Below are 25,922 nucleotides of genomic sequence, written 5' to 3' on the forward strand. Positions count from 1 at the left end.
TTGGAGAGTTTTTGCTATGACTCTTTTTTTTGTTGATATGATCAAAGAAATAATGCTTGAGCTTGACGTTACGTCAGGCGTTATACTGACACTAAAAAGGAGATGAGAAAGATAAGTAAGACATACCATACCATTGGTTCATTCGCTAAATTAACCTCGACGACGGGACGTACGCTGCGCTTTTATGATCGTAAGGGGTTGCTCAAGCCAAGCGGCTATAATGAACAGGGACATCGGATGTATACCGATGAGGATCTGTTCCGACTCCATCAAATATTAACCTTAAAATATTTAGATTACTCCTTGGATGACATCGGCAAGTATTTGGAGCAGGACGGTAAGGATTTTAACGCTTCTCTGGAGATGCAATATAATATGCTGCTGCAGAAACAGCAGCATATCCAGCGTGTTGTGGCTACGATAGAACGGGTAAGAGCGCTCGTTAAGGACAATCATACGATCGATGCCGGGCTTATTATGCTAATGATTCATTCCATTCAGCACGAGGAGGAGCAGAAGCAGTGGCTGTCCGACCGTCTGCCGGATGCACTCGTACAATCGATGTTTATGAGTGGTTCAAGCTTGGAGGAACAGCTTGAGCTAGAACGTGAGCTGATGATGACGCTTAATGATCTGCTTGTCATGTTCAAGCAAGGGCTGCCGCCGGATCATCCGCTTGTACAAGAGCATGCGCTTCCTCTGAAGCCGATATACGAGCGGGCGTTTGGACAACCGCTGCAGGAGCTGTGGAAGAACGAAGCGGTAGGAGTTCTGGAGGAGATGGATCCGCAATTGATCTCAGGTCACTTCGATCCGGAATTTAAGAACTATTTGAGTGAGGTGTTTTTTCATATGATGGTTTCGCTGATTGAAGGAGGGGGCGAATGATTAGGTCCATATAAGTGATAGCTATTCTATATGTTTCGGATTAAATTTTAATTTGATAGAGTCATGCCTAAATTTATTCATCGAATGTTGTCCAAACTACTCCATTCGATCGGAGAATTTCGGTTATGGCTCTTTTTTGTGCTGATATGCCCAAAAGAATGCTTGCGCTTGACGTAACGTCAAGCGATAAGCTGATGCTAGAAAGCCACTTTTTATTATTCTAACTAGAAGGAGCTATACACCAATGAAAAAACTTAGTGTTGCATTAATTTCTCTATCCTTGCTTACCTCTGCATTTTCTTCTGTTCAAGCAGCAGAAAAAGCTCTATCTGTGGGACTCAACGGAGAGCAGATCCAGTTCAGCAAATCTGCACCGATTATCGAAAAAGGGGTGACACTCGTCCCCATGCGTACCCTTCTGGAGAAGCTGGGCGTCCAAGTAAAATGGGATCAAGCGACCCGTACCGTCAGCGGTTCGAAAGAAGGTCTCTCCTTCTCCCTGAAGATTGGTAGTACAAATGCTACTGCAAACGGCAAAACAGTCAAGCTCGATGTAGCACCAAAGCAAATCGGGAATGAAACGTATGTGCCGCTCCGCTTTGCCGCTGAAACTGCAGGCTATCAGGTGGCCTGGAATCCGTCACTGCACCAGGTGATGCTGACCTCTGGGAAACAGTCTGAAGGAAGTCATGGTTTTATGTGGAAGGTAGAGAACAAGGGTAACACCGTTTATCTGTTAGGTACAGTTCACGTAGCCGACGATAGCATGTACCCGCTACGTCCGGAGATTGAGCGTGCGCTCAATGATGCTGATGATTTGAGCGTAGAGGTTGACATGTCAAAGATTGATCCCAAAGAAGTACAACAACAGTTAATGGAACTGGGTTTTTATAAAGACGGGGATACGTTGAGTAATCATGTCTCCGCAGAAACGTATGTAAAACTTAAAGCATTCTTGAACGCCCGTGAAATGCCGGAAAATAGCTTTGATAACTTAAAGCCGTGGGTGATCCAGGGACAGATTAGTTACTCTAATATTGCAGATGACGGCTTAGAAACGGGAATGGGTATTGACCTGTACCTTATTAATAAGGCCAACAAAGCGAAAAAGCCTGTTATTTCGCTGGAAACTACAGAAGGTAATTACCGGCTTAATAATAGCTACTCCGACGCTCTACAAGAAAGAATTCTACTCCTAAGTCTGGATCCAAAATCTGTGGTTCCCCCTGCTCCGGATGTTCCTGCGGATTTCTTCCCGAAAATATGGAAAGCAGGCGATTATAACGCCTTGGCTGAAGCAAGCAAATCAACTGGCTGGGATCCTGAATATTACAAAGGCATAATGTCCGATCGCAATGTAGCAATGTTCGAGAAGATTAAAGACTATCTGAACAGTGATAAAAAACAAACTCATTTGGTTGCAGTGGGGTCTGGGCACATGCTGGGCGACAAGGGGATTGTTCCATTGCTGGAGCAGGCAGGCTTTAAGGTGAAAAAACATTAGGATTTAGAAGATCATCGTTCAAAATACTAAAGGGCCAACCGTGAGGTTGGCCCTTTTTAAAGTTCAAACAAGTGCTTGCCCCTGACGTAACTTCAGGTGCTATACTGGCGCTAGAAAGGGGGTGAGCACGATAAGTAAGACGTATTACACCATTGGTTCCTTTGCAAAACTGACCTCGACCACGGAAGGAACGCTGCGCTTTTATGAGCGGAGGGGGTTACTCAAGCCGAGCGGCTACAATGAAAAGGGACATCGTATCTATTCTGATGACGAATTGTTCCGGCTCCATCAAATATTAAACTTGAAATATTTTGATTACTCCTTGGATGAAATCAGCAAGTATTTGGAGCAGGACAGCAAGGATTTCCATGCTTCTCTGGAGATGCAACATGAGTTGCTGCTACAGAAGCAGCAGCATATCCAGCGCGTCGTGGCTACGATTGAAAGAGTAAGAGAGGTCGTTAAGGATAACGATACGCTTGATCCTGAGCTCCTCATGCTGATGATTCGTTCCGTTCAGCATGAGGAAGAGCAGAGACAGTGGCTTTCCGGTCGTTTGCCGGATACGCTCGTACAATCGATATTTATGAGCGGAGCAAGCCGGGAAGAACGGACCCAGCTAGAACGTGAGGTCACAATAGGGCTTAATGATCTGCTCATCCTGTTCAAACAAGGGCTGCCTCCGGAACATCACCTTGTGCAGGAGCGTGCGCTTGCTCTAATGCAAATCATGGAACAGTGGTTTGGAGAATTACTACAAGGGCTGGGGAGCAGCGAAGCGGGAAGTGCATTGGAGGAGACGAATTGGCAGCTCTACCCGGGCAGCTTCCCGCCTAATATTGAAGTGCTGCTGGTGGCGCGTTTTTTCCAGGCGGCTGGCCTGGCCTTACTATTACCTCTTATGATGAATGCCATACTGATTCTTTTCCCGGCAGAGAAGCGCGGTGCAGCTATGGGATTGATGGGGCTTGTATTGACGCTTGCGCCTGCTTCTGGTCCAACCGTTGCTGGTTTAATTATTGAAAAGCTGTCTTGGCATTGGATTTTCTGGATTTCCGGAACAGTTCTTTTTATTTCACTAATCTTCGGCATAATCTTCTTGAAAAATATATCCGTGATTACACGTCCGAAAATTGATATTCTTTCGCTACTGCTTTCAACAATCGGTTTTGGCAGTCTCTTATTTGGGTTCAGCAAAGCCGGAGAGAGTGGCTGGAGTAGTATGTTGGTTATATCTTTCATAATTATCGGCGTAGTAGCCCTTATTCTCTTCACTTGGCGTCAATTGCGTATAGAATCGCCGATCATGAATCTCCGTACGTTCCGTTTTCCAATGTTTAGTTTGTCGGTGGTGCTATTTATTGTAGTGATGATGCTGCTTTTGTCATCTATGCTGTTGTTGCCGATGCTCTTACAGAACGGTCTTGGAAAAAACACCTTACAGGCCGGACTGCTCTTACTACCTGGTACGCTCATTAGTGGTATAATGGGTCCTCTTATGGGTAAAATGTTTGATAAGTACGGACCAAGAAGGCTAATTATACCTGGTCTGATTCTAATTGGTGCCGTTATGTTTCTCTTCTCAACGATTACGGTGAATACCTCAACTGTGTTAATTGTTGCCTTGCATTGTACGTTCTTGTTAGCTTTGTCGATGGTCATGATGCCAGCAAAAACCAATGGGATGAACCAGTTGCCGGCTGAATTATATCCACACGGTACAGCAATAATGAGTACGCTGCAGCAAGTGGCTGGAGCGATTGGCAGTGCGTTGGCGATGACGATGCTGGCGACAGGTCAGTTAAACTATTTGCGTGATCAAGGATTTGATATGAGTAATGGGCTTAATCTTGCTCAACTAGATCCCGCGATGTTAGCTCATTTGCCGTCCTCCTTTGTTTTTGGCATCAAAGGCGCCTTTATTTTCGCTGGTGTCATGTCGATTATCGCCCTGTTCATCTCGTTTTTTATGAAGCGTGTCAAACCAAATGCCCAAGAGGCAGGATTAAATCAACCTGAAAGTGGAACTGTTGTCCATTAGTAAGACAGGCTTCACAGGTACCTTGCCAGTTTAATCAGTCAGTCGCCGGAAATCCAACGGTGACTGGCTATTTTGTTTACCCAGAAAATCCTACTCGTTATGGGGAGTTTGAACTAATATGGAGATCTTTTTTAATTAGAGTCCAAAAAAAGGACTTGAGGTTAAAGTAACTTTAAGCTTTATACTGAAACTAGAAAGGGGCTGAGTAAGATGAGTAAGAAGCATTATACCGTTGGTTCATTCTCGAAATTGACCTCAACGTCGACACCTACTTTGCGATATTATGACCGCAAGGGGCTGCTCAAGCCAAGCGGATACACCGAGGGTGGATACCGTACTTATTCTGATGAGGATTTGTTCCGTCTCCATCAAATATTGGCCTTGAAATATTTAGATTACTCCTTGGAAGATATCAGCGAGTATTTGGAACAGGACGGTAAGGATTTTAATGCTTCTCTGAAGCTGCAATATGGGCTGCTGCTAAAGAAGCAGCAGCATATTCAGCGCATTGTGGATACGGTTGAACGGGCAATAGCAATCGTTGATGATAACGACACGATTGATCCAGGACTTATTATGATGATGGTTCGTTCCATTCAGCATGAGGAGGAGCAGAAGCAATGGCTCTCCGAACGTCTGCCGGATACATTCGTACAATCGGTGTTACTAAGTGGATTGAGCGCGGAAGAACGAGATCAGGTAGAACGTAAGATCATGATAACGGTGAACGATCTGCTCGTGATGTCCAAGCAAGGGCTACCACCGGAACATCACCTTGTGCAGGAGCGTGCGCTTACTATAAAGCTGATAATCGAGCAGATGTTGGGCGAATCGCTACAGGAACTGGAGACGATCGAAACGCTAATAGCGCTAGGGGAGTGGGATCTGCAGCTTTTTCCGAAATTCGAACCGGAACTTATGAACTACTTGGTTGAAGCGTTAGTTCATCTACTCAGTCAGAGCACGCCACCCGACATTACGTGAAAGCAGTGAAGTTATAAAAATAATAATTTATAGTGGGAGTGTTTATGATGTCAAATAATAGGGACATGCTGCAAGAATCTTCGGATCCCGCCCTTCGAGTTCGTCCCCGTGTACGATGGGGTGTTCTCACCTATTTCCTCTACAGCGCAGTCTTCTACGCGATCTTTGTTCTCAATGGTGTCGACTACCCGCGAATAGGCGAGAGTGCGCAGACCCTTCTTCTCTGGTACGTAATACCACTGTCCGGCGGTGCCGTGCTGACCATCACAATGGTCACGATCTACGGATGGTGGCGCCCCAGTCTGCTGGAAAGGCAGCGTCTTTCACGATGGACGATGACTCTCCCGATCATCATGATGGTCATCGCGATCGTGAACATGCTGATCGGTGACTTCAGCCGTTTCACGCCCCTCATGTGGTTGTATCTCATTGTGGGTAGTATCTTGGTCGGCTTCAATGAGGACATGATCAACCGGGGTCAGTTGATAGTCGCTCTGCGCAGCCGCTTCGGTGAAACCGGGGTCTGGCTGCTTGCAACCGCGATGTTCGCAGTCTTCCACCTGCCGAACATCTTCCTGGGCATCGGGGCGGGTGCCTTGTTCCAGGTATTGATCGCTTTCGGCCTCGGTTCGATCTTCTATCTTGCCCGGAGGTCTACCGGATCGCTCGTGTTCGCCATGCTCCTGCACGGACTTTGGGACTTTAGCATTTTTTCTACGAATGGCTCGTCGTCGTTTCCTCTCGCTGGTGCACTAGCTCCGGTGTTGGCGATCGCTGCAGCGATTACGGTTCCGATTATCCTCCGCCGCGAAAGAGGGCGCGATAGCGCCCAAAGCGTGTCAAGACCCGTCGCCTGATTCATCTGTGAAAGAAGACGATAAAATGCACATTGCCCCATAGAACAGAATTACTCTCTGCTAAAATAGAATATCCTTAAAAAGGAAAGCTGCGGGTTATTAACCTCGCAGCTTTTTTGCAACACAAACGCTTTTATTTTTGCTGATCTAATAACGATGATTGCCCTCTCACTAGGATGGAAAGGAGTCAGGCCTTGCCGGTTTTCGCTTAGCAGGGCAACCAAATCTCAATTTTCGTACCTTGCCACACTTTGGATTGAACAAGGATTTCGCCGCCATGCGCTTCCACAATAGTTTTGGCGATGCTCATCCCGAGCCCGGAACCTTCCGTCTTTTCTTCAGTATTTGTTCCCCGGTAGTAACGCTTAAACAAATGATGTAGTGTCTCCTCATCCATTCCTTTGCCATTGTCGATTACTCGTATGCATGCCTTGTTATTCACCTTGCTAATAGCGACGGTAACGACTACGCCCGGCGGATTATGCTTCACGGCGTTGGACAGCAGATTATCCATCAGCCGCTGCAACCAAATCTCATCTGCCTTCACCACCAGGGGAAGCTCATCCCCAACGTAGTGAAACTGATATTCCGACATGGTGGCGTCGTTCACGTACTTCAGTACAGAGCAGCGTACCAGTTCGTCCAAATCCAGCTCCCGGAGCTCCATAATGTAATCTCCTTGCTTGAGCTGATGAATCATAGAAAAGTCGGAGATTAACTCAAGCATATACTCACCCTTTTCGCGAATCGTCGTGCCCATGGTCCGCATATCCTCGTTACTCCATTCAGGCAAGCTTTCCAGCATATATCCATAGCCTTGAATCGTAGCCAGGGGCGTGCGCAGATCGTGGGAGATTCCTGACATCCACTCCGATTGCATCTTTTCCAGCCGTTCCCGTTCCTTCTCGGTCTGAGCCAACTGATGAGCCATTTGATAGAAGGATTCTATCACTTCTTTATAGAGTCTGTAACGAATTCGCAGCGTGCCGTTGCGGCGAAATATTTTGCGTTTATCCTTGGCAGTCAGTACCTCATTGTATTGTCCTCGTCCCATCCGTTCGAACCAGCCTGCGAACAAAATCAGCGGCTGACCGTAGCGATTACCATGCCAGATGGAGATGGGTACCGCCAAGAGCAGGACAAGACCTGCAAACCAGGTGAGGTTACGCGTTGCCGAATCATACACAGGGTGCTTCAATGGTTTTCCTGCTGTATTGGTTGTATAGAGAATCCATTTCATTCCACTCTGCTCGTCCCGATGAGTGACAATATTCGTGTCATAATAGCTCGGTGATTGCTGGATCGTCAAAATATCTAACGGACGGTACGCTTTATGTTCATAAGCTTTATCCCCGATGCCTTGTACAATATGGCTCTCAGGGTCGATTACCTGCAGGTAGGAGCCCGTCTGGCGCAGCTGCTGCTCTAGTAGAGGAACCGCATTGCTCCGCACCTTTCCCTGCTGCCCATAGGCATTGAACCAGGACGTGAGCTGGTCAAGTTCAGAACTTTGGTAGCCCAGTATGTACAGCAGCGGCCCGTTAGAAGCCGAAGTCAGCTGAGTGTGCACAGCATACGTCCCAATCTTCCGGGTTTCTTGGATATCCAGCAGCCCGGAGGTGGAGTAAGAGGCAGGCAGTAAGGGATGAGCAACGCTATTGACGTTGTAGATAACTTCTCCTTCAGCATTGACAACCTGTAGCCACATCCCTTTCTCCGTGATGAGCTTGTCCCATTCGGGGGAGAGATGAATCGTTCCGCCCTTCAAAGACGCTTCTTGGGCAATAAGCTGCAAAGCGTCATCCGGAAAGTTGCGGCGTAAATCATTATTCGTAATGTTCTGGTAGAACAAGACGCTGGCAGCCAAAGAGAGAGCGAGAATCACCAGGGCATAAAAGATCAACTGGTATGTGAAATGGAAAGCCATACGTTGTTGGATCTTCATCGGTCTTGCGGTTCCTTCACCAATTTGTAGCCGAGCCCGCGTACGGTAAGAAGCAGCTGCGGATCGCCTGGATTGATCTCAATCCGCTCGCGGATGCGCCGGATATGGACCATTACAGTCGCGTCATCTCCTTGTCCGTTGATCCCCCACACCTTGTCATAGAGCTGTGTTTTGGAAAATACCACTCCGGGATGCTTACAGAAGTGCAGCAGCAATTGGAACACCTGAGCGGGACAAGGAACAGGCTGTCCCTCCACAATCAGTTCGCCTTCGGCTTCGTTGATGGTGAAACGGCCGAACCGGTAAATCCCCGGATCGGGCTGCTTCACTGGATTGGCTATGGACGCTTGAGGCTCCAAACGACGGATGCGTGCCTGAATTCTTGCGGTCACTTCCAGGGGATTGAAGGGCTTCGTAATATAATCATCCCCACCCATGGCGAAGCCGCGCAGAACATCGAGATCGGAAGCCTTGGCAGTCAAAAACAGAATATGTGGATTACCGTATTCGCGAAGCTTCGAGCAAAGCTCTAGTCCGCTGCCGTCCGGGAGCATAATGTCGAGCAGGACGATATCGGGGGCTATGCGCTCCGCTATGTCGAGTGCTTCTGCACAGGTGGAAGCTGCGTACAGCTGATGGAATCCTTCCCTGCGCAGCACCATTTGCAGCATCGTGACAATCGAAGGCTCGTCGTCAACGATTGCGATTTTAATACCGGATAGATTTGTCATCATGTTCACCCCTCTCCATAGTAGCCTACTCACATTAACAGAACCTAAACTGAGGCAGCAAACTTAAGCTAATGTTTATCTATTCGTTTAGGCTCTGTTTCACAGGGGCTGGTAGGATAGAATCCATAAGAAATAGGTTCAGAACAACGGATAACACACTAGTTGTTCTTAGGAGGCAGTCACTTGATTATTACAACCACCGCGGTCGTGGATGGTTCTCCAGTTAGGCAATACATTGGCGTGGCTACGGGAGAAGTCATCATGGGAGCTAATGTCGGAAGAGATATTCTTGCTTCATTTAGAGATCTTGTAGGCGGACGATCGAAAGCTTATGAAACCAAACTAAGGGAGGCAAAAGACGCAGCTTTTACAGAAATGACCCAGCAAGCTTCGCAGATGGGAGCCAATGCAGTTATCGGTGTAGGTATCAATTACGCAGTTGTCCGCCAGGACATGATGATGGTCGCTGTCAGTGGAACAGCAGTGATTATCTAATCTTGATGAATCATTGTTCCACTCTATAATTTCACGAAAAGGAGCTTATACGCAGATGAAAAAACTTAGCGCTACAATACTTTCCCTCAGCTTACTAACCTCTGGACTCTCATCCGTTCATGCAGTAGAAAAAGCTTTATCCGTATCACTGAATGGTCAGCAAATCCAGTTCAGCAAGTCCGCACCGATCGTTGAAAAAGGAGTGACACTTGTCCCGGTACAACCGCTTCTGGAGAAGCTGGGTGTCCAAGTGAAATGGGATGCCAAGACCCGTACCTTAAGCGGTACTAAAGCTGGTCTCACATTATCCCTGAAGGTTGGCAGCACAAGCGCAACTGTAAACGGAAAAGCAATCAAGCTGGACACAGCGCCTAAGCAAATCCAGAATGTAACGTATGTTCCACTCCGGTTTATCGCTGAAACAGCAGGCTACAAAGTTGCCTGGAACCAATCACTGCGTCAAGTTAGCCTTACCTCGCAGCAACAGAAGCCGACCAATGAAGCTGCAGTAACTAGACTACAAGACGACTTCTATGAAGCAGTAAATGCGAAATGGAAGGCATCGACCGAAATTCCGGCAGGTAAAGTCATCATAGGCGGTTTAAGTGACCTTGGTGATACAGTAACTAAGCTGTTGTCGAAGGATATGGCACAAATGGCAGCCAACGGACGTGACCAAACAGATGACGAGCTCGGCAACATGATTAAGTACTATAAACTTGCCGCTGATCGGGGAACCCTTAACAAACAGGGGTACGAAGCTATTAAAGGTGATATCCAGAAGTTGAAATCGATAAACAGCTTGGCCGATTTTGCAAAGAATCAAAAAGATCTCTATATTAGGGGACTTGCTTTACCCTTTACTTTGGATATCTTGTCCGATATGAAGGATGCAACGAGAACGATCCTGTACATCAATTCCCCTAAACCGAAATTTGAAAAGAGCATGTATTCACCTGACAATCCTCAAGGTCAAGCAATGGTAGGACTATACAAGAACATGCTGGCAGATCTATTGGTGAGTGTTGGGGAAACCAAAGAAGCAGCCGAACGAATTGCCGGTGAAGCGGTAGCATTCGAAGCAGAATTTGCCCAATATACAATGACAGCAGAAGATCAGAGTAATGTTGAATCCTTCTATACTCCAAAAACATTGAAAGAGTTAAAGGCATATAGTAAAAATATTGATCTCGAAAAATTCATCGTCGATGTTACGGGTACAACACCAGAAAAGGTCTCATTGATGAAAATGGATTATTTCAACAATCTGGATAAGTTTATTAATGAGAAAAATTGGGAGAAAATGAAAAGCTGGACCTACGCCACTTTTGTATTAAACTCTGCGAGTTTTCTATCTGATGAGATGATAGCAAAATCAACGCAATTGAGCAGAGGCACCGCTGGTCAGGAACAAATGGCAGTAACGGATGACACGATCTACGATATTGTTAACGCTAATTTCAAAGAGGTTGCTGGACAATATTATGGTAAGACCTATCTTGGAGAACAAGCAAAGCAGGAAATTTCCAAGATGGCAGACAATATGATTAGCGTTTATAAAAATAAATTCCTGAAAAATGACTGGATGTCTGAGCAGACGAAAAAAGAAGCGATTAAAAAACTGGATCATTTGAAAGTACACATTGGTTATCCGGACAAACTGGATGACATGTATGGTGCGCTTAAGGTCGATGCAGGCAAGACATTGTATGAGAACAATCAGGCGATCCAAGCAGTCCTTACAAAAAGCAAATTTGCAAAAATTGATCAGCTCATTGACCGGAACGAGTGGAGAATAGCAGCGAATACAGCCAATATGATCTCCGAACCGCTGACCAACACCATTACATTCCCAGCAGCGGCTCTTCAGGCGCCATTCTATGATAAAAATCAAAGCGCAAGCCAGAATTACGGCGCTATAGGTGCGGTTATCGGGCATGAAATCTCTCACACCTTTGATTCCAATGGCTCCAAATTTGATGGGATTGGAAATCGGACCAACTGGTGGACAGCCGAAGACTTTAAGAAATTCGAAGCTAAAACTAAAGCTGTTGTTGACCAATATAACAAATTAGAGTATCTGGGCCAAAAAATCAACGGACAACGGACACTACCAGAAAATATTGCCGACATTGCCGGATTGCAGGTTGCGCTTGAAGCGGCTAAACAATTGCCGGATGCCAATCTGGAAGAGTTCTATAAATCATGGGCAACTGTGTGGAGACAGAAGGTTGTTCCTGAAATTGCATCATTTCTGCTAGCCGTCGATCCTAACCCGCCTGTGAAATTCAGGGTAAATGTCGTAGTTGGTAACACTGATGATTTCTATACTACATTTGGTGTGAAAAAAGGTGATGCAATGTATATTGCTCCAGAAGATAGAATTACTCTTTGGTAAAAGAGGATATGAATAAAATGAAGCTGCGGGGTTATTAACCTCGCAGCTTTTTTGTACAAGAACGCTTTTATTTTTGCTAGTCTAATGATGTTGTTGCTTATAGCCCTCTTTTTGTTGAAGCAAGAGTGCTTGGGTAAGTATCTGGAGTGGGGACGACAAGGATTATCAAAGTGCAATTAACGGCATTTTCGTACCTTAATTCCTCTACAGCTAAGGGTTAGTGGAGATTAAGTGCAATATTGTACCTTAAATCTTCCAGAATACCCCCTCCAGCGTACTTTTCCAGAAAATAAGATACAATAATACCCTTATTTCCCTCATTTGTCTATTTTAAAGAAAAATAAGGTGCAAAAATGCCGTTAGTTGAGGATGTAGCCCTCTTTTTCACTCTAAGGCAACTAGTGAAGGGGGAGTTGAGATTAGCAAAAAAAGAAACGTTTCATGACACGACAGGCTAACCGTTAAGGTGGTCCTTTCTTTTATGGTGCTACAGTAGTTGTGGGCAAATGTTACTTTTGGTGCTGTTGGTTTTAAATTATAGGAATACGACAGAAAAATAAATGATATTAAAATAAAAACGACGGATATTCAGTTACTTATACATGTAAAACAAAGAATTAATCCTGTAAACTATAAATCGCTAGAATTTATAGATTAGAGGTGTTATTCATATGAACCGAAACATGGCCTCATCCTCGCAGAGTGCCACGAGTAATGCTTCTGCTGAACGTCTTCCATGGGGTGGATTACTGGCATTGGCGATGACGGGGTTTATCTGTATCCTAACCGAAACGCTTCCAGCAGGGTTATTGCCCCAGATCAGTGATGGGCTTGGAATTTCGGAAGCTCTCGCCGGCCAGCTTATCACCTTATACGCGCTAGGTTCCACCTTGGCTGCGATACCGTTAATTACGGCTACACGGGGTTGGAGAAGACGGTCGCTTTTGCTGATGTGTATCGTTGTTTTTCTTGTGTTCAACACAATCACAAGTCTATCTACGAGCTATATTTTGACACTTGCGGCCCGTTTCTTCGCGGGGGTATCCGGTGGTGTTGTATGGGGAATAACAGCAGGCTATGCACGCCGTATGGTGCACGAATCATTAAGAGGACGAGCGCTTGCGGTGGCGATGATTGGTACTCCACTCGGACTTCTGCTTGGTGTTCCCATTGGAACATTTGTCGGGGGCTATATAGGATGGAGACTTGTCTTTGGGATCACATCTATACTCTCGCTGCTACTTATCTTTTGGGTATTCAAGGCAGTACCGGATTTTCCAGGGCAAGTTGGCCAGCAGCGGCTTCCACTTCGTAAAGTTTTCTTCATACCTGGGGTACGATCCATTCTCTTTGTTGTGTTGTTCTGGGTACTCGCACATAACGTCCTCTACACCTATATTGCACCGTTTCTTACGCTGGCAGGACTTGCTGGGCGAGTAGACTTGATCCTGCTTATATTTGGTATTGCCTCTGTTGTTGGCATTTGGGTGACAGGCATGCTGATCGACCGTTGGTTGCGACTGCTTACCTTATTCAGCCTGGCTGGTTTCGCCGCAGCATCTGTATTGCTTGGTATTGGCAGTGGTCAACCTGTGATCATCTATTTCAGTATTGTCTTGTGGGGGCTGACGTTTGGGGGAGCGGCGACATTACTTCAAACAGCGGTCGCGGAAACAGCAGGCGAAAATGCTGATGTAGCTCAGTCCATGCTGGTAACCAGTTGGAACATAGCTATCGGTGGGGGCGGTATCATTGGAGGTGTTCTGCTTGGAACACTTGGTGTCCATAACTTCCCTTGGGTAGTGCTCGTCCTGCTCCTGCTTGCTCTATTCGTTACAGCACGTGCCAAAGAACACGGATTTCGAAGTTTGAAACAGTAAAGACAAATTCTATAACGATGAATCGCAAAAAAAGAAATCCGGTTTGAATGCCGGATTTCTTTTTGTTTATAGCTTCTAATTTTTATTGATAAGGGTGCTTCCAGCTTCAGAAATAAAGAATTTATGGTCAATAGGTGATGACATGACAATGAGAATGGTATAAGTTCCGTATTTATCGCATTGATCTCCGAATTTCTCCAGAGACTGTATGGAATCAGTAACGACTTTCAACATGTAATTATATTCTCCGCTTATCCGATGACATTCAATGACTTCAGGAGCGGAGTGGCAAAAATCAATAAAACCGTCACAGTCTCTTGTATGAAGCAGCATGTAAGCTGCGGCCTGTTTTCCGACCTTTGCGGGCGAAACAATCGTACGATACTGTTCGATGATTCCCTTTTCCTCCATCCGCTTTACTCTTTCCGTTACAGCCGGTTGTGACAGGCCGACGGATTTGCCAAGCTCTGTCATGGGAATTCGCGCTTGATGCTGAAGGTGGTACAGGATATTCTGGTCAATCTGATCCATGGTTGAGCTCTCCTTTTAAAATTAAGGTGTTATTGGTAAATGAACTTATTTTCATTTGAGAGATAATCTCTTATCAGGGAAAACTCATGCTATTAGTGGAATACTCATTATGAGTATAAACTGTCTGGATAAAAGAAATCAATCACATGAGTATTGGATATGCTAGAGAATTATTGACTATGACGATCGTCATAATATATGATTATGATGGTCGTCATAATCGTACTTAAAAAGGAGAATTATACTATGCCAATGATCGATGTGTACACACCAGAGCATCTTTTCCCAGCAGGTACAGAAAATGAATTAGGAACAGCATTAGCCCATGCTATTCTTAGAGCAGAAGGCGTTGTTTCACCTAGCCCGTTTCATTTGGACAATACAGCAGTATTTATTCACCGGCTGAAAGCAACAGATATTCATACTGGAAGCACAAACGCGGCGAATAATGTAAGAATCCAAATTATTACACCACCAGGTGTACTTAATCGGGAGGGGCAGAAGCAGGTAACGAAGGAAGCGACAGAAATTGTAGCGCGGATTGCTGGTGACGATAATCTTCTCAAACGTACCTGGGTCATTCTTACAGAAGCTGCTGAAGGTGGTTGGGGAATGCAGGGAACTGCATTTGGCGTTGAAGAATTTAGTGCGTTGGCCGCTCGTGCAGCCGCTGCTCAGGCGGCTCAAGAAGTCACAGGAGATTAAATTTCAAATCAAAAAACTTAGCCTGTAACACTGCATGATCCAGTACGGATTTGCAGATTACAGGCTAAGTTTTTTTAGCAGGAGAACCTTGTTTAAAACAGGTATTATTCCGTTTCCCGTTGTGAGTTGGACGCGCTCTTTACCATAATCAGCAGTTGCTCTGCTACCGTATCGAAAGTATCGAAAGATTTTTGCGCTTTACTGATAGCCACAGCGCCTTCGCAGGAAGCAATGATAACATTCGCTAGTCCCTTTGCTTTGTCCGGGTTCAGACCGCCAGCAGCCAGCATTGCTGTTAAGTAATCGCCCCATTGTTGGAATACAGTTGCGGCTTGTTCCAGCAAGTCTGGCGAGTCCGATCCTACAGTTACCGCGAGCACAGAACAACCCATTTCAAAGTTGGAGTGACTTAATAGCATTCTCCACAGTGAAATGAACTTCTCGGTGACAATTTCAGCGGGTTGGTCTTCAAGGGTATTTAAAAAGCTTATAGCGCGTTGTCCAGCCAGATCAATAGCTTCCTTGACAAGTTGGTCTTTACCCTCAGGGAAATGATGGTAGATGGACCCTCTTGGCGCTCCAGTGGCTTTCATAATTTCAGAAAATGAGGCAGCCTGCACCCCCCGTTGGCCGAGGAGCTGTATGGCACCTTCAATCATAAGTTCTCGAGAGTTTAGAGTCATGTTTACACCTTCCTTTTGCCTTTGCACATCTCAGCTTATCAGCTTCTATAGTAACGATTGTACATTTCAAATGTGCAAACGTACAGCGTAGAGACAACAGAGAGTATTTAGTCCTTCCAGATAATTATGTAGGAATTGTACTATGGAATGTCGATTCTGTTAGCTGTAACGGGGACTATAATTCTATAGAGTAGTAGATATTATACGATTCTGTTACACAACATAATTAGGAGGTTATCTTCATGAGTAATCAAGAATTGGTTCAACAGCAACAATGGTTTGTTAATCAAAGGCTTGGCATGTTTATTCATTTTAATAGTGCTACATTTCAGTTCGCAGATACGGAAGTGGAAGATTGGGAATATGGCCACGAAAATAACGATGAACCTCGCAGATTTATTTTTGATCCCAAAGACTGGAATCCGACGCAGTTGGACTGTGCCCAATGGGCCAAGGCTGCAAAATCTGCAGGAATGAAATTTGCGGCGCTGACAGCGAAGCATCATGAAGGATTCAGCTTATGGCCGACCCAATATACCGATCATTCTGTAAAGAACGCAACGCTAAAATCAGACGTAGTTAAGGAATATCTTGATGCATTTAGGCAAGAAGGGATTGAAGCAGGTCTTTATTTCTCCGCGCTGGACTTGCATCACCAAATCGGCCGGAAGAAATGCACGCCTGAAGATAAACAGTTCATTAAGAATCAAATTGAGGAGCTGTTGACAGGTTACGGAGAAATCCCGTTCCTGATTATTGATGGGTGGAATGCACCTTGGGGTGGCCCTAGTTATGAGGATCTTCCTTTCGAGGAAATCGATGCATTGGTCAAAGGTCTGCAGCCACAGTGCTTGTTGATGAACATTGGCTGTGAGTCTGGAGTAGAGCAAACGGACATTGCATTTTTTGAAAATGCTGCCGGGCAAGAGGTCGATCACTCTTTTAACGGTCCCGGAGCGAGCTGCAACATTTTAACCAAGACCTGGTTCTGGAGAACATCAGATACTACTATGGAGCTTAGAACAGCTGACTGGGCATTGGACAAAATCATTGAATGTAACAAGCACAATGTATCATTCTTGCTTAATGGGGCACCGAACCAGCAAGGCGTGCTGGACGACAACATTCTGCAACGCTTTAAAGAAATCGGCGAACGGTATCATCACCCGGCTGATCTCACCGTTATTCCGGACAATTGGTCTTATAGAAAATAAGTTTCACATTTAATAAGGAGCTGCGCCAGGAAGAAGCGCCTACTTCTAATATTCGTACGATCGTTATTTATCCAGAAATAGCACTTTTTCAAAACAAAATAGATGTTAAAAAATCGCTGCTTGGCTCATTTATTGACCAGGCTGCGATTTTTTTATTTTTCAATCCTCTTATTCCACGATAGATACTTCTACAACCCCTCTTAGTATGACCAAGGCCCCTGATTTGCTAGTGAGATTCAATATTTTGGATATTCTAATTGAACAAATCTATTGGACAGTACAGATTCGTCAATGGTAAATTTAGCTACAATTCATATTAAACAAATTGGAATAATCAAAATTTGGGGGGCTGAAAATTATGAATCGTCATTATCGTCGAACCATGCTCTTTATCGTTATTGCACTCATGCTCGTGTTATCTGCGTGCGGTTCATCAGCAAATTCACCATCTTCATCATCAACGCAAGAATCGGCAACGCAAGCAGCAGCTACGGACAAGCCTAAAGAGGCTGAGCCTTCTCCAAAAAAAGAAGAGAAAGAGAAAGTTGTATATATAGGAATTGTGAACGTACCCGTCACGCTGAATCAAATTAATGATCAGGGCGATTCCGCTGCTGACAATGCGATTGCATTAATTAATGACTCTCTGCTTGATCTGAATGAGAAGTTCGAATTTCTGCCAAAGATCGCTGATTCTGTGGAGACGACAGATAATCAAACATTTGTCGTTAAGCTGAATCCTGCGGCTAAATGGAATGATGGGCAGCCGTTCACTACAGCTGATGTTGACTTTACCCTAAAAACAGCCCTTAACCCGAAGGTAGAAACGAACTTTAAGCTGAACTTCATCGAAGGCTTGAACGATGCTGGTAAGCTGGATGAAGGAAAGACCGAGATCAGCGGCTTGAAGATTGTAGATGATAAAACATTCGAGGTCAAAACGAAAACCCCAATTGATCCTCTTATTTTCAAGGAACGTTTCGGCACCAAAGTGTTCTTCCTGCCGGAGCATATTCTGAAGGACGTAGCACCGGATCAGATCGCAACGAACCCTTATTTCCAGAAGCCAGAAGTTACGATAGGCGCCTTCAAGATCGCTAACTTTGCCCAAGGACAGTATGTTGAGGTAGTCAAAAATACGAACTATTACCGCGATGAAGCCAAGCTGGATAAAATCTTCATCAAAGTTCTGCCAGCCGCCAATCTTGTCGCTCAACTGCAAACTGGAGAAATTCAGATGAACTCTGTACCTGTGGGTCTCATTCCGATTACAGATTATGAGAAGGTCAAAGGATTCGAGAATGTCGACTTAGCTTCAGGCAACCCTTCTGTACCTCCTGAAATCTTTTTTAACAGTGAAAAGATAGCAGATCCAAAGGTACGCCAAGCCATTGCTTATGCGTTGAACCGCACCTTGATTGTGGATCAGCTGCTTAAAGGCCAAGGGGAAGTCATAGACGGAGGGATTCCGAGCTACCACCCTTACTTCAATAAGGATATTGTGAACTATAACTATGACCCGGAGAAAGCAAAGAAACTGCTGGAAGAGGCTAAATGGGATAAGAAGAAGCCGATTGAGTTCCTCATTCCGGTGGGCAACAAAATCCGCGAGCAGGCTGCTGATATACTCGTGCAGAACCTGACAGCCATTGGCTTGAACATTCAGGTGCAAAAGTTTGATTTCCCAACCTTAATCCAAAAGGTACTGAAGGGCGATTACGACATTACAATCTTCACCCGTGACTTTTATATTGAGCCAAGCTCTTACTTCACTCTCTTTAAGAGTACTAATACAGGAAACTTTTTGAAATACAAAAACCCGCTGGTTGACGAACTGATCGCCAAGGGCGAAACGGAAGCTGATCCGGCGAAACGGAAGGAAATTTATAACAAGCTCCAGGAGACCCTTCATGAAGATGTACCTTCCCTGGCTGTCTATTCGGAAAAAAGATTGCTTGCGGTGTCCAAGGACGTACTTGTCGGCAAGCCGCTTGATATAGGGATGTTCAACAACATTAATGAATGGGATCTAAAATAGCAGGAGGAGAGTATGAGTAAAAAACAACTGGTTAACTGGCTTGAAGATAACAGATCCACCTATGAGGAGCTTGCGCTGCGTATCTGGAATCGCCCTGAGGTGGCTTACACGGAGGCCTTCGCCTCAAAGCTGCAGTCAGAAACGCTAGAGGCGGCGGGTTTTCGAATCACTTCCGGCATAGGTGGCGTACCAACAGCTTTCGTAGCTGAGTATGGCTCGGGTGAACCAGTGCTCGGTATTCTTGGGGAGTATGATGCGCTTCCGGGGCTTTCACAGAAGGTGAGTGCGGTTCGTGAGCCTATTACTCCTGGCGGACCTGGCCACGGTTGTGGCCATAACTTGCTCGGGACGGCAGGCGTGGAGGCCGTTATCGGATTAAAGCAACGTCTGGATGAAGAAGGATTGTCAGGCACGATTCGTTATTATGGCTGCCCGGCGGAAGAGGTTTTATCTGGAAAAACATTTATGGCGAGAGCCGGTATTTTTGATGACCTAGATGCTGCGCTCACCTGGCATCCCGGGAACTCGAATGCCGCTTGGAGTATTCGAACATCGGCGCTTACTTCTGTTGAATTTTCCTTCAAAGGTCGTGCTGCACATGCGGGCGTAGTCCCGCATTTGGGGCGCAGCGCTCTGGATGCCGTCGAGTTGACCAATGTCGGAGCAAATTACTTGCGTGAGCATGTGCCAGACGGATCGCGTATTCATTATACGATTACAAATGGGGGAGAAGCACCCAATATTGTGCCCGATGAGGCAAGCGTCTGGTACTACCTCCGCGGCGTCAACCGCAAGCATGTGGACGAACTGCTGGAGCGATTGATCAAGATCGCTCAAGGAGGTGCACTGATGACAGAGACGTCGGTCACTTGGGAGATTAAAGCGGGTGCTTATGATTTGAATATAAACGAGACGCTGAATCAATTGCTGGTTAAGCAACAGGATGATGCAGGAGCGCTGAACTTCTCACCTGAGGAGCAAGAGCTGGCGACAGCTCTTGCAGCTACGCTTGATCCGGATTTGCTGCAAGCAGCTAAGAAACGTCATCAAGAGTGGGGGAAGAGTGACGAGCTTCTGCCTACGGGTTTCTACGAAAACCGAGCTACTTCGCAGACCACGGGTGGCGGTTCTAGCGATGTCGGTGATGTATCCTGGATTACGCCAGTGGGCCAGATTACGACGACCTGTGCGCCGCTTGGCGTACAGGTACATACTTGGCAAGCGACGTCTGCTTTTGGTTCGCCCATCGGTCTTAAAGGCATGCACCATGCCGCCAAGCTGCTTGCCCTTGCAGCTTATGAGCTGCTAACAGACGGCGGAGAGGGACTGAACAAGGCCCGAGCAGAATTCCAAAACTCGACACAGGGCAAGCCCTATGTTCCGGCGATCCCGCAGGATGTGCACGCACCCGTTCTTATTTGAGAAGTTAAACGCGGACGGCGTCATTTTGTCAGAAAGGCGGTGAATCACATCACTAATCTATTGGAAATCGATCGGCTGCAAACTGTATTTTGGAATGGGAAAGAAGACGTAGTTGCTGTTCAGGATATTAGCTTCAGTCTGAAAGCAGGGGAGACGATTGGCATTGTTGGTGAATCTGGTTGCGGGAAAAGTGTGACCTCACTGTCAATCATGAGACTGCTCGGTAAGAATGGCCGAATTAAGCAAGGGGAAATTCGCTTTAATGGCCAAAATATAGCTGCACATTCCGAAAAGGAGCTCCGTGCCTTAAGGGGCAAGGAGATATCTATGATATTCCAAGAGCCGATGAGCTCGCTGAATCCGGTTCTGACGATCGGACATCAGCTGGTGGAGATGATTCAGTGTCATACGAATCTATCCCGTAAGGAAGCCAAAGGCTATGCCATTGAAATGCTGCATAAAGTCGGATTGCCCCAGGGCAAAAATCTAATGAATACCTATCCGCATACGCTTTCTGGCGGGATGCGCCAGCGAATCATGATTGCGATGGCTTTGTCCTGCAAGCCTAAGCTGCTGATTGCCGATGAACCGACGACAGCACTTGATGTCACGATCCAAGCGCAAATTTTGGAGCTGATGAAGGTGCTTCAGGAAGAGAGTAAAGCAGCGATTATGTTAATTACCCACGATCTGGGTGTCGTAGCCGAGATGGCAGATCGTGTAGTCGTTATGTATGCTGGCCAAATTGTAGAGTCGGCGGACGTATTTACGCTCTTCCGTGAACCCAAGCATCCCTACACGCAAGGGTTGATGGCATCCATCCCGAGTGTTCATGGAGAGAACGAACGACTACAGGCGATTCCCGGTACCGTGCCTTCCGTCACAAAGATGCCTGAGGGCTGCCGATTTCATACCCGTTGTGCCTTAGCAACCAACCGTTGCCGGCAAGAACAGCCTGAGCTTAAAAGTGTGGAAGGTGAGCATCAAGTACGATGCTGGGTTGTCGAGGAACAGGCTACACCTTTATCAGACAGAGCAAATTCCCAGCAACAGGAGGCTAGCGTATTATGATCGCAGATGCTCCGCTGCTTCAAGTCGAACAGCTGAAGACGTATTATCCGATTAAAAAGGGTGTTTTCTCGCGTACTGTCGGTCATGTGAAGGCGGTAGATGATATTAGTCTGAGCATTCATAAAGGCGAAACGCTCGGACTTGTTGGTGAGTCCGGCTGTGGCAAATCGTCCTTCGGTCGCTCGATTGTGCGACTTGAGGACCCTTTTGAAGGGCGGATATGGTTTGAAAATGAGGATATTACTTACCAAAAGCAAAAGGAACTGAGGGAGGTTCGGACGCGGCTCCAAATCATTTTCCAAGATCCGTATGCTTCGCTTAATCCACGTCAACGAGTGGCCGACATCCTGGCAGAACCGTATATTGCACATCATTTGGCAACAGGCAGTGAGGTGCAGGCGCGCGTGAATCGATTGCTTGATATGGTCGGATTGCCACAAGCTTATAAAAACAGGTATCCGCACGAGTTCTCCGGTGGTCAACGCCAGCGGATCGGAATTGCTCGTGCTATTGCATTTGAGCCTAAGCTAATCGTCTGTGACGAGCCGGTATCTGCGTTGGATGTATCCATTCAAGCACAAATACTGAATCTCCTGTCCGATCTGCAACAAGAATTGAATCTGACCTATCTTTTTATTGCCCACGGCATCGGTGCAGTGAAATATATTAGCACTCGGGTTGCTGTGATGTATTTGGGAAAAATCGTCGAGATTGGCGATAAGGATGAACTATTTCGCAGTCCGAAGCATCCTTACACGCAAATCTTACTTCAAGCCTATCCGAAGCCAGATCCGACCCTGCGCGCAGACAAGCGTATCGTCATCCAGGGCGATGTGCCATCTCCGGCCAATCCTCCCAATGGCTGCCGATTCCATACCCGCTGTCCGTATGCGCAGGAGCTATGCCGCCTGGAAGAACCGGCATTAGACGAGAATCCGCATGCGGTGGCTTGTCATTTTCCTCTTGCCCAATAGAGTAATGAAAGAGAAGGGAGGAGCCGGCCATTTTTCAATATATTATCCGCCGAATCCTGATTGCGATCCCCGTCCTGTTGGGGATTACAGTGCTTAATTATTTCATTATTAAGCTTGCGCCTGGCAATCCAGTTGATATGTTCATCGATCCCAATACTCCAAAGGAGGTCCTTGAACTCAGGAAAGAGATTCTCGGACTGAATGATCCTGTGGTTCTGCAATATTTTAAGTGGCTGCTGAATCTGCTGCACGGTCAGTTAGGTTATTCTTTCAGCTCCTATGCACCAGTTACCCAGATCATTGGGGAAAGAATTGGTCCAACGTTAATCCTGGCTTCTGCTTCACTTATCTTTGGTATGCTTATTGCCATTCCTGTGGGCATCCTTAGTGCTCTTAAGCAAAATACGAAGTTCGACTATATTATAACAGGTCTATCTTTTATTGGCACATCGATCCCGCAGTTTTTCCTCGGTTTGGGGCTGATCTACATATTCGCTGTTCAATTGAAATGGTTCCCTACGGGCGGAATGGCTACACTCGGCGGTGCAGGGGGCTTCTGGGATCGTCTTAGCCATATGATTCTGCCTGTGTTTGTGCTAGGCATCGTCATTGCAGGGAAAAAAGTGCGCTATGTAAGGGCGAGTATGTTGGATGTAATGAATATGGACTATCTGCGTACAGCGAATTCCAAAGGCCTGCATCCGTTTATTGTCACGAATAAGCACGCGCTGCGTAATGCGCTCCTCCCCATCATTACAGTGGTTGGCATGGAGATTCCCTTGTTGTTAGGTGGTAGTATTCTAATAGAGCAAATATTCCAATGGCCAGGTATCGGTCAGTTAACAATTCAATCCATACTGTCCCGTGATTATCCAATACTGATGGGGCTGAACCTGGTAGCAGCACTGATTGTACTTACGACCAACTTGCTAACGGATCTCCTGTATGCAGCGGCTGATCCGCGTATTAAATATACCTAGAGAGGGTGATCGACGTGGCATTATCTCCGTATGAGCTTAATGAGGGCTCAGTGTCTGCAGTGATCCCTGCTGAGAGCATTAAACCGGAGACGGAGGATGCTTTTTTTAAGCAGTTATTTACTCGCTTTAATCGCCATAAGCTGGCCGTTGCCGGGCTGGTTATAACTGTATTGCTTATCCTTGTGGCATTGCTGGCACCGTGGATTGCACCGAACGATCCCGCAGAAGTAACGGGAGTTTTTTCAGCACCGCCTTCGGCAGAGCATTGGCTCGGGACGGATCAGGTTGGACGTGACGTGCTGAGTCGTCTCATTTATGCGACGCAAATTTCACTTCTCGTCGGGTTCGTGACAGTAGCTCTATATGTGACCGTTGGAACACTGATCGGTATCGTGTCCGCTTATTTTGGCGGCTGGCTGGATATGGTGATTATGCGGATAACGGATATGTTCATGGCGTTTCCCTTTCTGATGGTTATTCTTGTAGTCATTAGTATTCTAGGCTCGAACATGACGACGATTATTCTCGTCTTGGCCTTGTTCTCCTGGCCAAGTGTCGCACGACTCGTCAGAGGGAGCGTGCTGACGATCAAGCAGCTTGACTACATTAATGCAGGCGTAGCTCTTGGACTAAGCACTCCAAGGATCTTGTTCCGGCATATTTTTCCTAATGCTGTTGGACCCATCATTGTGAATGCGACCTTTGGCATTGCTTCTGCTATTATGAGTGAAGCGGGCCTTAGCTTTCTCGGTATGGGGGTGCAGCCTCCGACAGCAAGCTGGGGAAATATGCTTACAGACGCACAATCATTGACGGTATTAACCGATCAGCCATGGCTGTGGGTACCACCGGGGGCAATGATCCTGCTCACTGTACTTGCTATCAATTTCGTAGGTGATGGTCTGCGCGATGCACTAGATACCCGCCAGTAGTCTGGCGTTCCTTGTACACAAGGCCTATACCATTAGCGTAAAAGGAGCTTATCATGAAACCTGTTATCGGCATTACAAGCACACTAGCCAGATTGAACGCTTACAGTGAAGGGGTATACGTTCATCAGGATTATCACATTGCGGTAGAAGCGGCGGGTGGTCTACCCATCGTTCTGCCGCTTGCTTCTATAGAAACAGTTAAACAATTGATTGATCATTGCGACGGTCTGATTTTTACGGGAGGAGAAGATATCGATCCTTCCAGATACGGAGAAGAGGCTATACCTGAACTTGGACAGATACTGGCGATCCGTGACGAGATTGAGCTGGAAGCGATTCGTTATGTTCTAGATACCGATAAACCACTGCTCGCCATCTGCCGCGGAGTGCAAGTTCTGAATGTTGCACTCGGCGGTACGCTCTATCAGGATTTGCCGAGCCAGTATGAGGGAGCTTTAGAACATGTGCAGCGAGGCGTACCCAGAAGCAGCGATACTCATGATGTATTAATTACCCCGGATAGCAAATTAGCTAATATCTTGGGGAGCACCCAAGTAAGGGTCAACAGCCTTCATCATCAGGCTCTTCGGGAACTCGGAGAAGGACTGCAAGTGACGGCAACATCACCTGATGGTGTAATTGAGGGGGTTGAGTACAAAGATAGAAGTTTTACAATCGGGGTACAGTGGCATCCTGAGAATATGGCAGCAGCTAACGAGCCGCAAATGACGAAGCTATTTGCAGCTTTTGTGGAGCAGGGCCGTACGTGGAGGGATCGGAGTACAAAACATCGGTGAATAAGGCTACGCTTAAGAAGATCGGGCGGACTCCGATGGTAATTATAAAAGTAAATATACGAAAAAAAGGATTCGATGCATCCGTTATCCAGGCAGGTTGCTTTGCGAGAGTGGCTGCCCTTAACGCCGAATCCTTCTAATCGCATGTTGTACGCCTGAGACGTAAATTGGAAGCCGTGATCCGAATGGAGCACGGCTTCCAATTTACGTCTATTTTACTTGTCCACTGCTTGACGGTATCCAGTACGAGCTGCACATCGTTTCGGTCTGGCCAGGTCTTTCATAAGCTGCGAGACCTTCTTGATTCTGTATACCGCTTAGATGTCCAGTTTTACGTTTTCCTCACCTGGAACAATTTCTATATTGGTGATCAAGTTATCTGCGACAGTAAAGAAATAATAAAACAGTTGAGGACTTCCCGGGAAATTGCCGCTGGTTAGGGAAGTTACAATGACTATTCCGTGTTTGTCTTCCACGTTTATAACCTCGGATCTCAGCTTAAATTCGTCATTGGAGTCTCCGCGCCACTTCTTAATAGCCTCAAGTCCATTGAAATGATTGTTTTCACCGATATCATGAACATGAGCATCTTTTGCCATGCAACCGTCAATGACAGCATTGTCATGGGTATTTAGCGAATCCATGTAAATTGCAATTGGTATCGGTAGTTGAAAAGACATGATTACTCCCCCTTTATAATTCAACTGTATCATTCATAACTAGACTACAGTATGTCATGTTATGAATGATATTATTATTCCAACCTGCAAGATAAAACCCCACTAAACAGATGAGATAAGTATTGACACGAAAACATCTATCTCTTACACTTAACTAAAATTAACAAATAAA

At 46.1% G+C, this 25,922-nt stretch carries 22 protein-coding genes; 17 read left to right on the plus strand and 5 right to left on the minus strand.

Annotated elements, in window-relative coordinates:
- The first annotated feature begins 102 nt into the window (after positions 1 to 102).
- From AC3Y23_RS00315 to AC3Y23_RS00335, 5 genes are all read left to right on the plus strand, one after another.
- Complete coding sequence (locus AC3Y23_RS00315) at positions 103 to 888, plus strand: MerR family transcriptional regulator (RefSeq protein WP_379194444.1); 786 nt, start codon at positions 103 to 105, stop codon at positions 886 to 888.
- 244 nt (positions 889 to 1,132) lie between these two features.
- Positions 1,133 to 2,392 (plus strand): TraB/GumN family protein, encoded by a 1,260-nt coding sequence (locus tag AC3Y23_RS00320; protein WP_379194446.1) that lies wholly within the window; start codon positions 1,133 to 1,135, stop codon positions 2,390 to 2,392.
- Between the two features lie 121 nt (positions 2,393 to 2,513).
- Positions 2,514 to 4,433 carry a DHA2 family efflux MFS transporter permease subunit gene (locus AC3Y23_RS00325; protein ID WP_379194448.1) on the plus strand — a complete coding sequence of 640 codons (1,920 nt, stop codon included), beginning with the start codon at positions 2,514 to 2,516 and terminating at the stop codon, positions 4,431 to 4,433.
- Between the two features lie 210 nt (positions 4,434 to 4,643).
- A complete protein-coding gene (locus AC3Y23_RS00330) occupies positions 4,644 to 5,417 on the plus strand; it encodes a MerR family transcriptional regulator (protein ID WP_379194451.1) in 774 nt (257 codons plus the stop codon).
- 65 nt (positions 5,418 to 5,482) lie between these two features.
- A complete protein-coding gene (locus AC3Y23_RS00335) occupies positions 5,483 to 6,274 on the plus strand; it encodes a CPBP family intramembrane glutamic endopeptidase (protein WP_379194453.1) in 792 nt (263 codons plus the stop codon).
- Between the two features lie 208 nt (positions 6,275 to 6,482).
- Here the strand turns inward: AC3Y23_RS00335 and AC3Y23_RS00340 are convergent, their stop codons facing one another.
- Both AC3Y23_RS00340 and AC3Y23_RS00345 read right to left on the minus strand, forming a co-directional pair.
- Positions 6,483 to 8,219: a sensor histidine kinase gene (locus tag AC3Y23_RS00340; protein ID WP_379194455.1), complete on the minus strand. Its 1,737-nt coding sequence runs from the start codon at positions 8,217 to 8,219 to the stop codon at positions 6,483 to 6,485.
- Positions 8,216 to 8,950, minus strand: a complete 735-nt coding sequence (locus AC3Y23_RS00345) for a response regulator transcription factor (RefSeq protein ID WP_379195708.1) — start codon at positions 8,948 to 8,950, stop codon at positions 8,216 to 8,218. Before AC3Y23_RS00345 ends, AC3Y23_RS00340 begins: the two co-directional genes overlap by 4 nt.
- 183 nt (positions 8,951 to 9,133) lie before the next feature.
- On the opposite strand from AC3Y23_RS00345, the gene AC3Y23_RS00350 reads away from it, so the two are divergent.
- From AC3Y23_RS00350 to AC3Y23_RS00360, 3 genes are all read left to right on the plus strand, one after another.
- The gene (locus tag AC3Y23_RS00350) at positions 9,134 to 9,445 is read left to right on the plus strand and encodes a YbjQ family protein (RefSeq protein ID WP_379194457.1); all 312 of its coding nucleotides are present in this window, start codon (positions 9,134 to 9,136) and stop codon (positions 9,443 to 9,445) included.
- A gap of 55 nt (positions 9,446 to 9,500) precedes the next feature.
- Positions 9,501 to 11,843, plus strand: coding sequence for a M13-type metalloendopeptidase (locus tag AC3Y23_RS00355; protein ID WP_379194459.1), 2,343 nt, complete (start codon positions 9,501 to 9,503; stop codon positions 11,841 to 11,843).
- 671 nt (positions 11,844 to 12,514) lie between these two features.
- Positions 12,515 to 13,723: an MFS transporter gene (locus AC3Y23_RS00360; protein ID WP_379194461.1), complete on the plus strand. Its 1,209-nt coding sequence runs from the start codon at positions 12,515 to 12,517 to the stop codon at positions 13,721 to 13,723.
- Positions 13,724 to 13,798: 75 nt separating this feature from the next.
- Here AC3Y23_RS00360 and AC3Y23_RS00365 read toward each other — a convergent pair whose 3' ends face one another.
- Positions 13,799 to 14,254: an Lrp/AsnC family transcriptional regulator gene (locus AC3Y23_RS00365; RefSeq protein WP_379194463.1), complete on the minus strand. Its 456-nt coding sequence runs from the start codon at positions 14,252 to 14,254 to the stop codon at positions 13,799 to 13,801.
- A gap of 246 nt (positions 14,255 to 14,500) precedes the next feature.
- Between AC3Y23_RS00365 and AC3Y23_RS00370 the strand changes: the two genes are divergently transcribed.
- Positions 14,501 to 14,959 carry a tautomerase family protein gene (locus AC3Y23_RS00370; protein ID WP_379194465.1) on the plus strand — a complete coding sequence of 153 codons (459 nt, stop codon included), beginning with the start codon at positions 14,501 to 14,503 and terminating at the stop codon, positions 14,957 to 14,959.
- A gap of 104 nt (positions 14,960 to 15,063) precedes the next feature.
- Here the strand turns inward: AC3Y23_RS00370 and AC3Y23_RS00375 are convergent, their stop codons facing one another.
- Entirely contained in the window at positions 15,064 to 15,642 is a 579-nt protein-coding gene (locus AC3Y23_RS00375; protein ID WP_379194467.1) for a TetR/AcrR family transcriptional regulator, read from the minus strand.
- Between the two features lie 242 nt (positions 15,643 to 15,884).
- On the opposite strand from AC3Y23_RS00375, the gene AC3Y23_RS00380 reads away from it, so the two are divergent.
- From AC3Y23_RS00380 to AC3Y23_RS00415, 8 genes are all read left to right on the plus strand, one after another.
- Positions 15,885 to 16,856 carry an alpha-L-fucosidase gene (locus AC3Y23_RS00380; RefSeq protein ID WP_379194469.1) on the plus strand — a complete coding sequence of 324 codons (972 nt, stop codon included), beginning with the start codon at positions 15,885 to 15,887 and terminating at the stop codon, positions 16,854 to 16,856.
- 358 nt (positions 16,857 to 17,214) lie between these two features.
- A complete protein-coding gene (locus AC3Y23_RS00385) occupies positions 17,215 to 18,894 on the plus strand; it encodes an ABC transporter substrate-binding protein (RefSeq protein WP_379194471.1) in 1,680 nt (559 codons plus the stop codon).
- 12 nt (positions 18,895 to 18,906) lie between these two features.
- Positions 18,907 to 20,316 (plus strand): amidohydrolase, encoded by a 1,410-nt coding sequence (locus AC3Y23_RS00390; protein ID WP_379194473.1) that lies wholly within the window; start codon positions 18,907 to 18,909, stop codon positions 20,314 to 20,316.
- Positions 20,317 to 20,364: 48 nt separating this feature from the next.
- Positions 20,365 to 21,387 (plus strand): ABC transporter ATP-binding protein, encoded by a 1,023-nt coding sequence (locus AC3Y23_RS00395; RefSeq protein WP_379195711.1) that lies wholly within the window; start codon positions 20,365 to 20,367, stop codon positions 21,385 to 21,387.
- Positions 21,384 to 22,361, plus strand: a complete 978-nt coding sequence (locus AC3Y23_RS00400) for an ABC transporter ATP-binding protein (protein WP_379194475.1) — start codon at positions 21,384 to 21,386, stop codon at positions 22,359 to 22,361. Before AC3Y23_RS00395 ends, AC3Y23_RS00400 begins: the two co-directional genes overlap by 4 nt.
- 29 nt (positions 22,362 to 22,390) lie before the next feature.
- Positions 22,391 to 23,341, plus strand: coding sequence for an ABC transporter permease (locus tag AC3Y23_RS00405; protein WP_379195713.1), 951 nt, complete (start codon positions 22,391 to 22,393; stop codon positions 23,339 to 23,341).
- Positions 23,342 to 23,400: 59 nt separating this feature from the next.
- Positions 23,401 to 24,273 (plus strand): oligopeptide ABC transporter permease, encoded by an 873-nt coding sequence (gene opp4C / locus AC3Y23_RS00410; protein WP_379195715.1) that lies wholly within the window; start codon positions 23,401 to 23,403, stop codon positions 24,271 to 24,273.
- Positions 24,274 to 24,326: 53 nt separating this feature from the next.
- Positions 24,327 to 25,070, plus strand: a complete 744-nt coding sequence (locus AC3Y23_RS00415; RefSeq protein ID WP_379194478.1) for a gamma-glutamyl-gamma-aminobutyrate hydrolase family protein — start codon at positions 24,327 to 24,329, stop codon at positions 25,068 to 25,070.
- A gap of 317 nt (positions 25,071 to 25,387) precedes the next feature.
- Here the strand turns inward: AC3Y23_RS00415 and AC3Y23_RS00420 are convergent, their stop codons facing one another.
- Complete coding sequence (locus tag AC3Y23_RS00420; RefSeq protein ID WP_379194480.1) at positions 25,388 to 25,750, minus strand: nuclear transport factor 2 family protein; 363 nt, start codon at positions 25,748 to 25,750, stop codon at positions 25,388 to 25,390.
- Between the last annotated feature and the right edge of the window lie 172 nt (positions 25,751 to 25,922).

It is taken from the genome of Paenibacillus sp. MAHUQ-45 (assembly GCF_058133325.1).

Coding starts and splice junctions, on each gene's coding strand:
- AC3Y23_RS00315 (WP_379194444.1), top strand. CDS start 103: ATGAGAAAGATAAGTAAGACATACCATACCATTGGTTCATTCGCTAAA.
- AC3Y23_RS00320 (WP_379194446.1), top strand. CDS start 1,133: ATGAAAAAACTTAGTGTTGCATTAATTTCTCTATCCTTGCTTACCTCT.
- AC3Y23_RS00330 (WP_379194451.1), top strand. CDS start 4,644: ATGAGTAAGAAGCATTATACCGTTGGTTCATTCTCGAAATTGACCTCA.
- AC3Y23_RS00335 (WP_379194453.1), top strand. CDS start 5,483: ATGCTGCAAGAATCTTCGGATCCCGCCCTTCGAGTTCGTCCCCGTGTA.
- AC3Y23_RS00340 (WP_379194455.1), bottom strand. CDS start 8,219: ATGAAGATCCAACAACGTATGGCTTTCCATTTCACATACCAGTTGATC.
- AC3Y23_RS00345 (WP_379195708.1), bottom strand. CDS start 8,950: ATGACAAATCTATCCGGTATTAAAATCGCAATCGTTGACGACGAGCCT.
- AC3Y23_RS00355 (WP_379194459.1), top strand. CDS start 9,501: ATGAAAAAACTTAGCGCTACAATACTTTCCCTCAGCTTACTAACCTCT.
- AC3Y23_RS00360 (WP_379194461.1), top strand. CDS start 12,515: ATGAACCGAAACATGGCCTCATCCTCGCAGAGTGCCACGAGTAATGCT.
- AC3Y23_RS00365 (WP_379194463.1), bottom strand. CDS start 14,254: ATGGATCAGATTGACCAGAATATCCTGTACCACCTTCAGCATCAAGCG.
- AC3Y23_RS00370 (WP_379194465.1), top strand. CDS start 14,501: ATGCCAATGATCGATGTGTACACACCAGAGCATCTTTTCCCAGCAGGT.
- AC3Y23_RS00375 (WP_379194467.1), bottom strand. CDS start 15,642: ATGACTCTAAACTCTCGAGAACTTATGATTGAAGGTGCCATACAGCTC.
- AC3Y23_RS00380 (WP_379194469.1), top strand. CDS start 15,885: ATGAGTAATCAAGAATTGGTTCAACAGCAACAATGGTTTGTTAATCAA.
- AC3Y23_RS00385 (WP_379194471.1), top strand. CDS start 17,215: ATGAATCGTCATTATCGTCGAACCATGCTCTTTATCGTTATTGCACTC.
- AC3Y23_RS00390 (WP_379194473.1), top strand. CDS start 18,907: ATGAGTAAAAAACAACTGGTTAACTGGCTTGAAGATAACAGATCCACC.
- AC3Y23_RS00400 (WP_379194475.1), top strand. CDS start 21,384: ATGATCGCAGATGCTCCGCTGCTTCAAGTCGAACAGCTGAAGACGTAT.
- AC3Y23_RS00415 (WP_379194478.1), top strand. CDS start 24,327: ATGAAACCTGTTATCGGCATTACAAGCACACTAGCCAGATTGAACGCT.
- AC3Y23_RS00420 (WP_379194480.1), bottom strand. CDS start 25,750: ATGTCTTTTCAACTACCGATACCAATTGCAATTTACATGGATTCGCTA.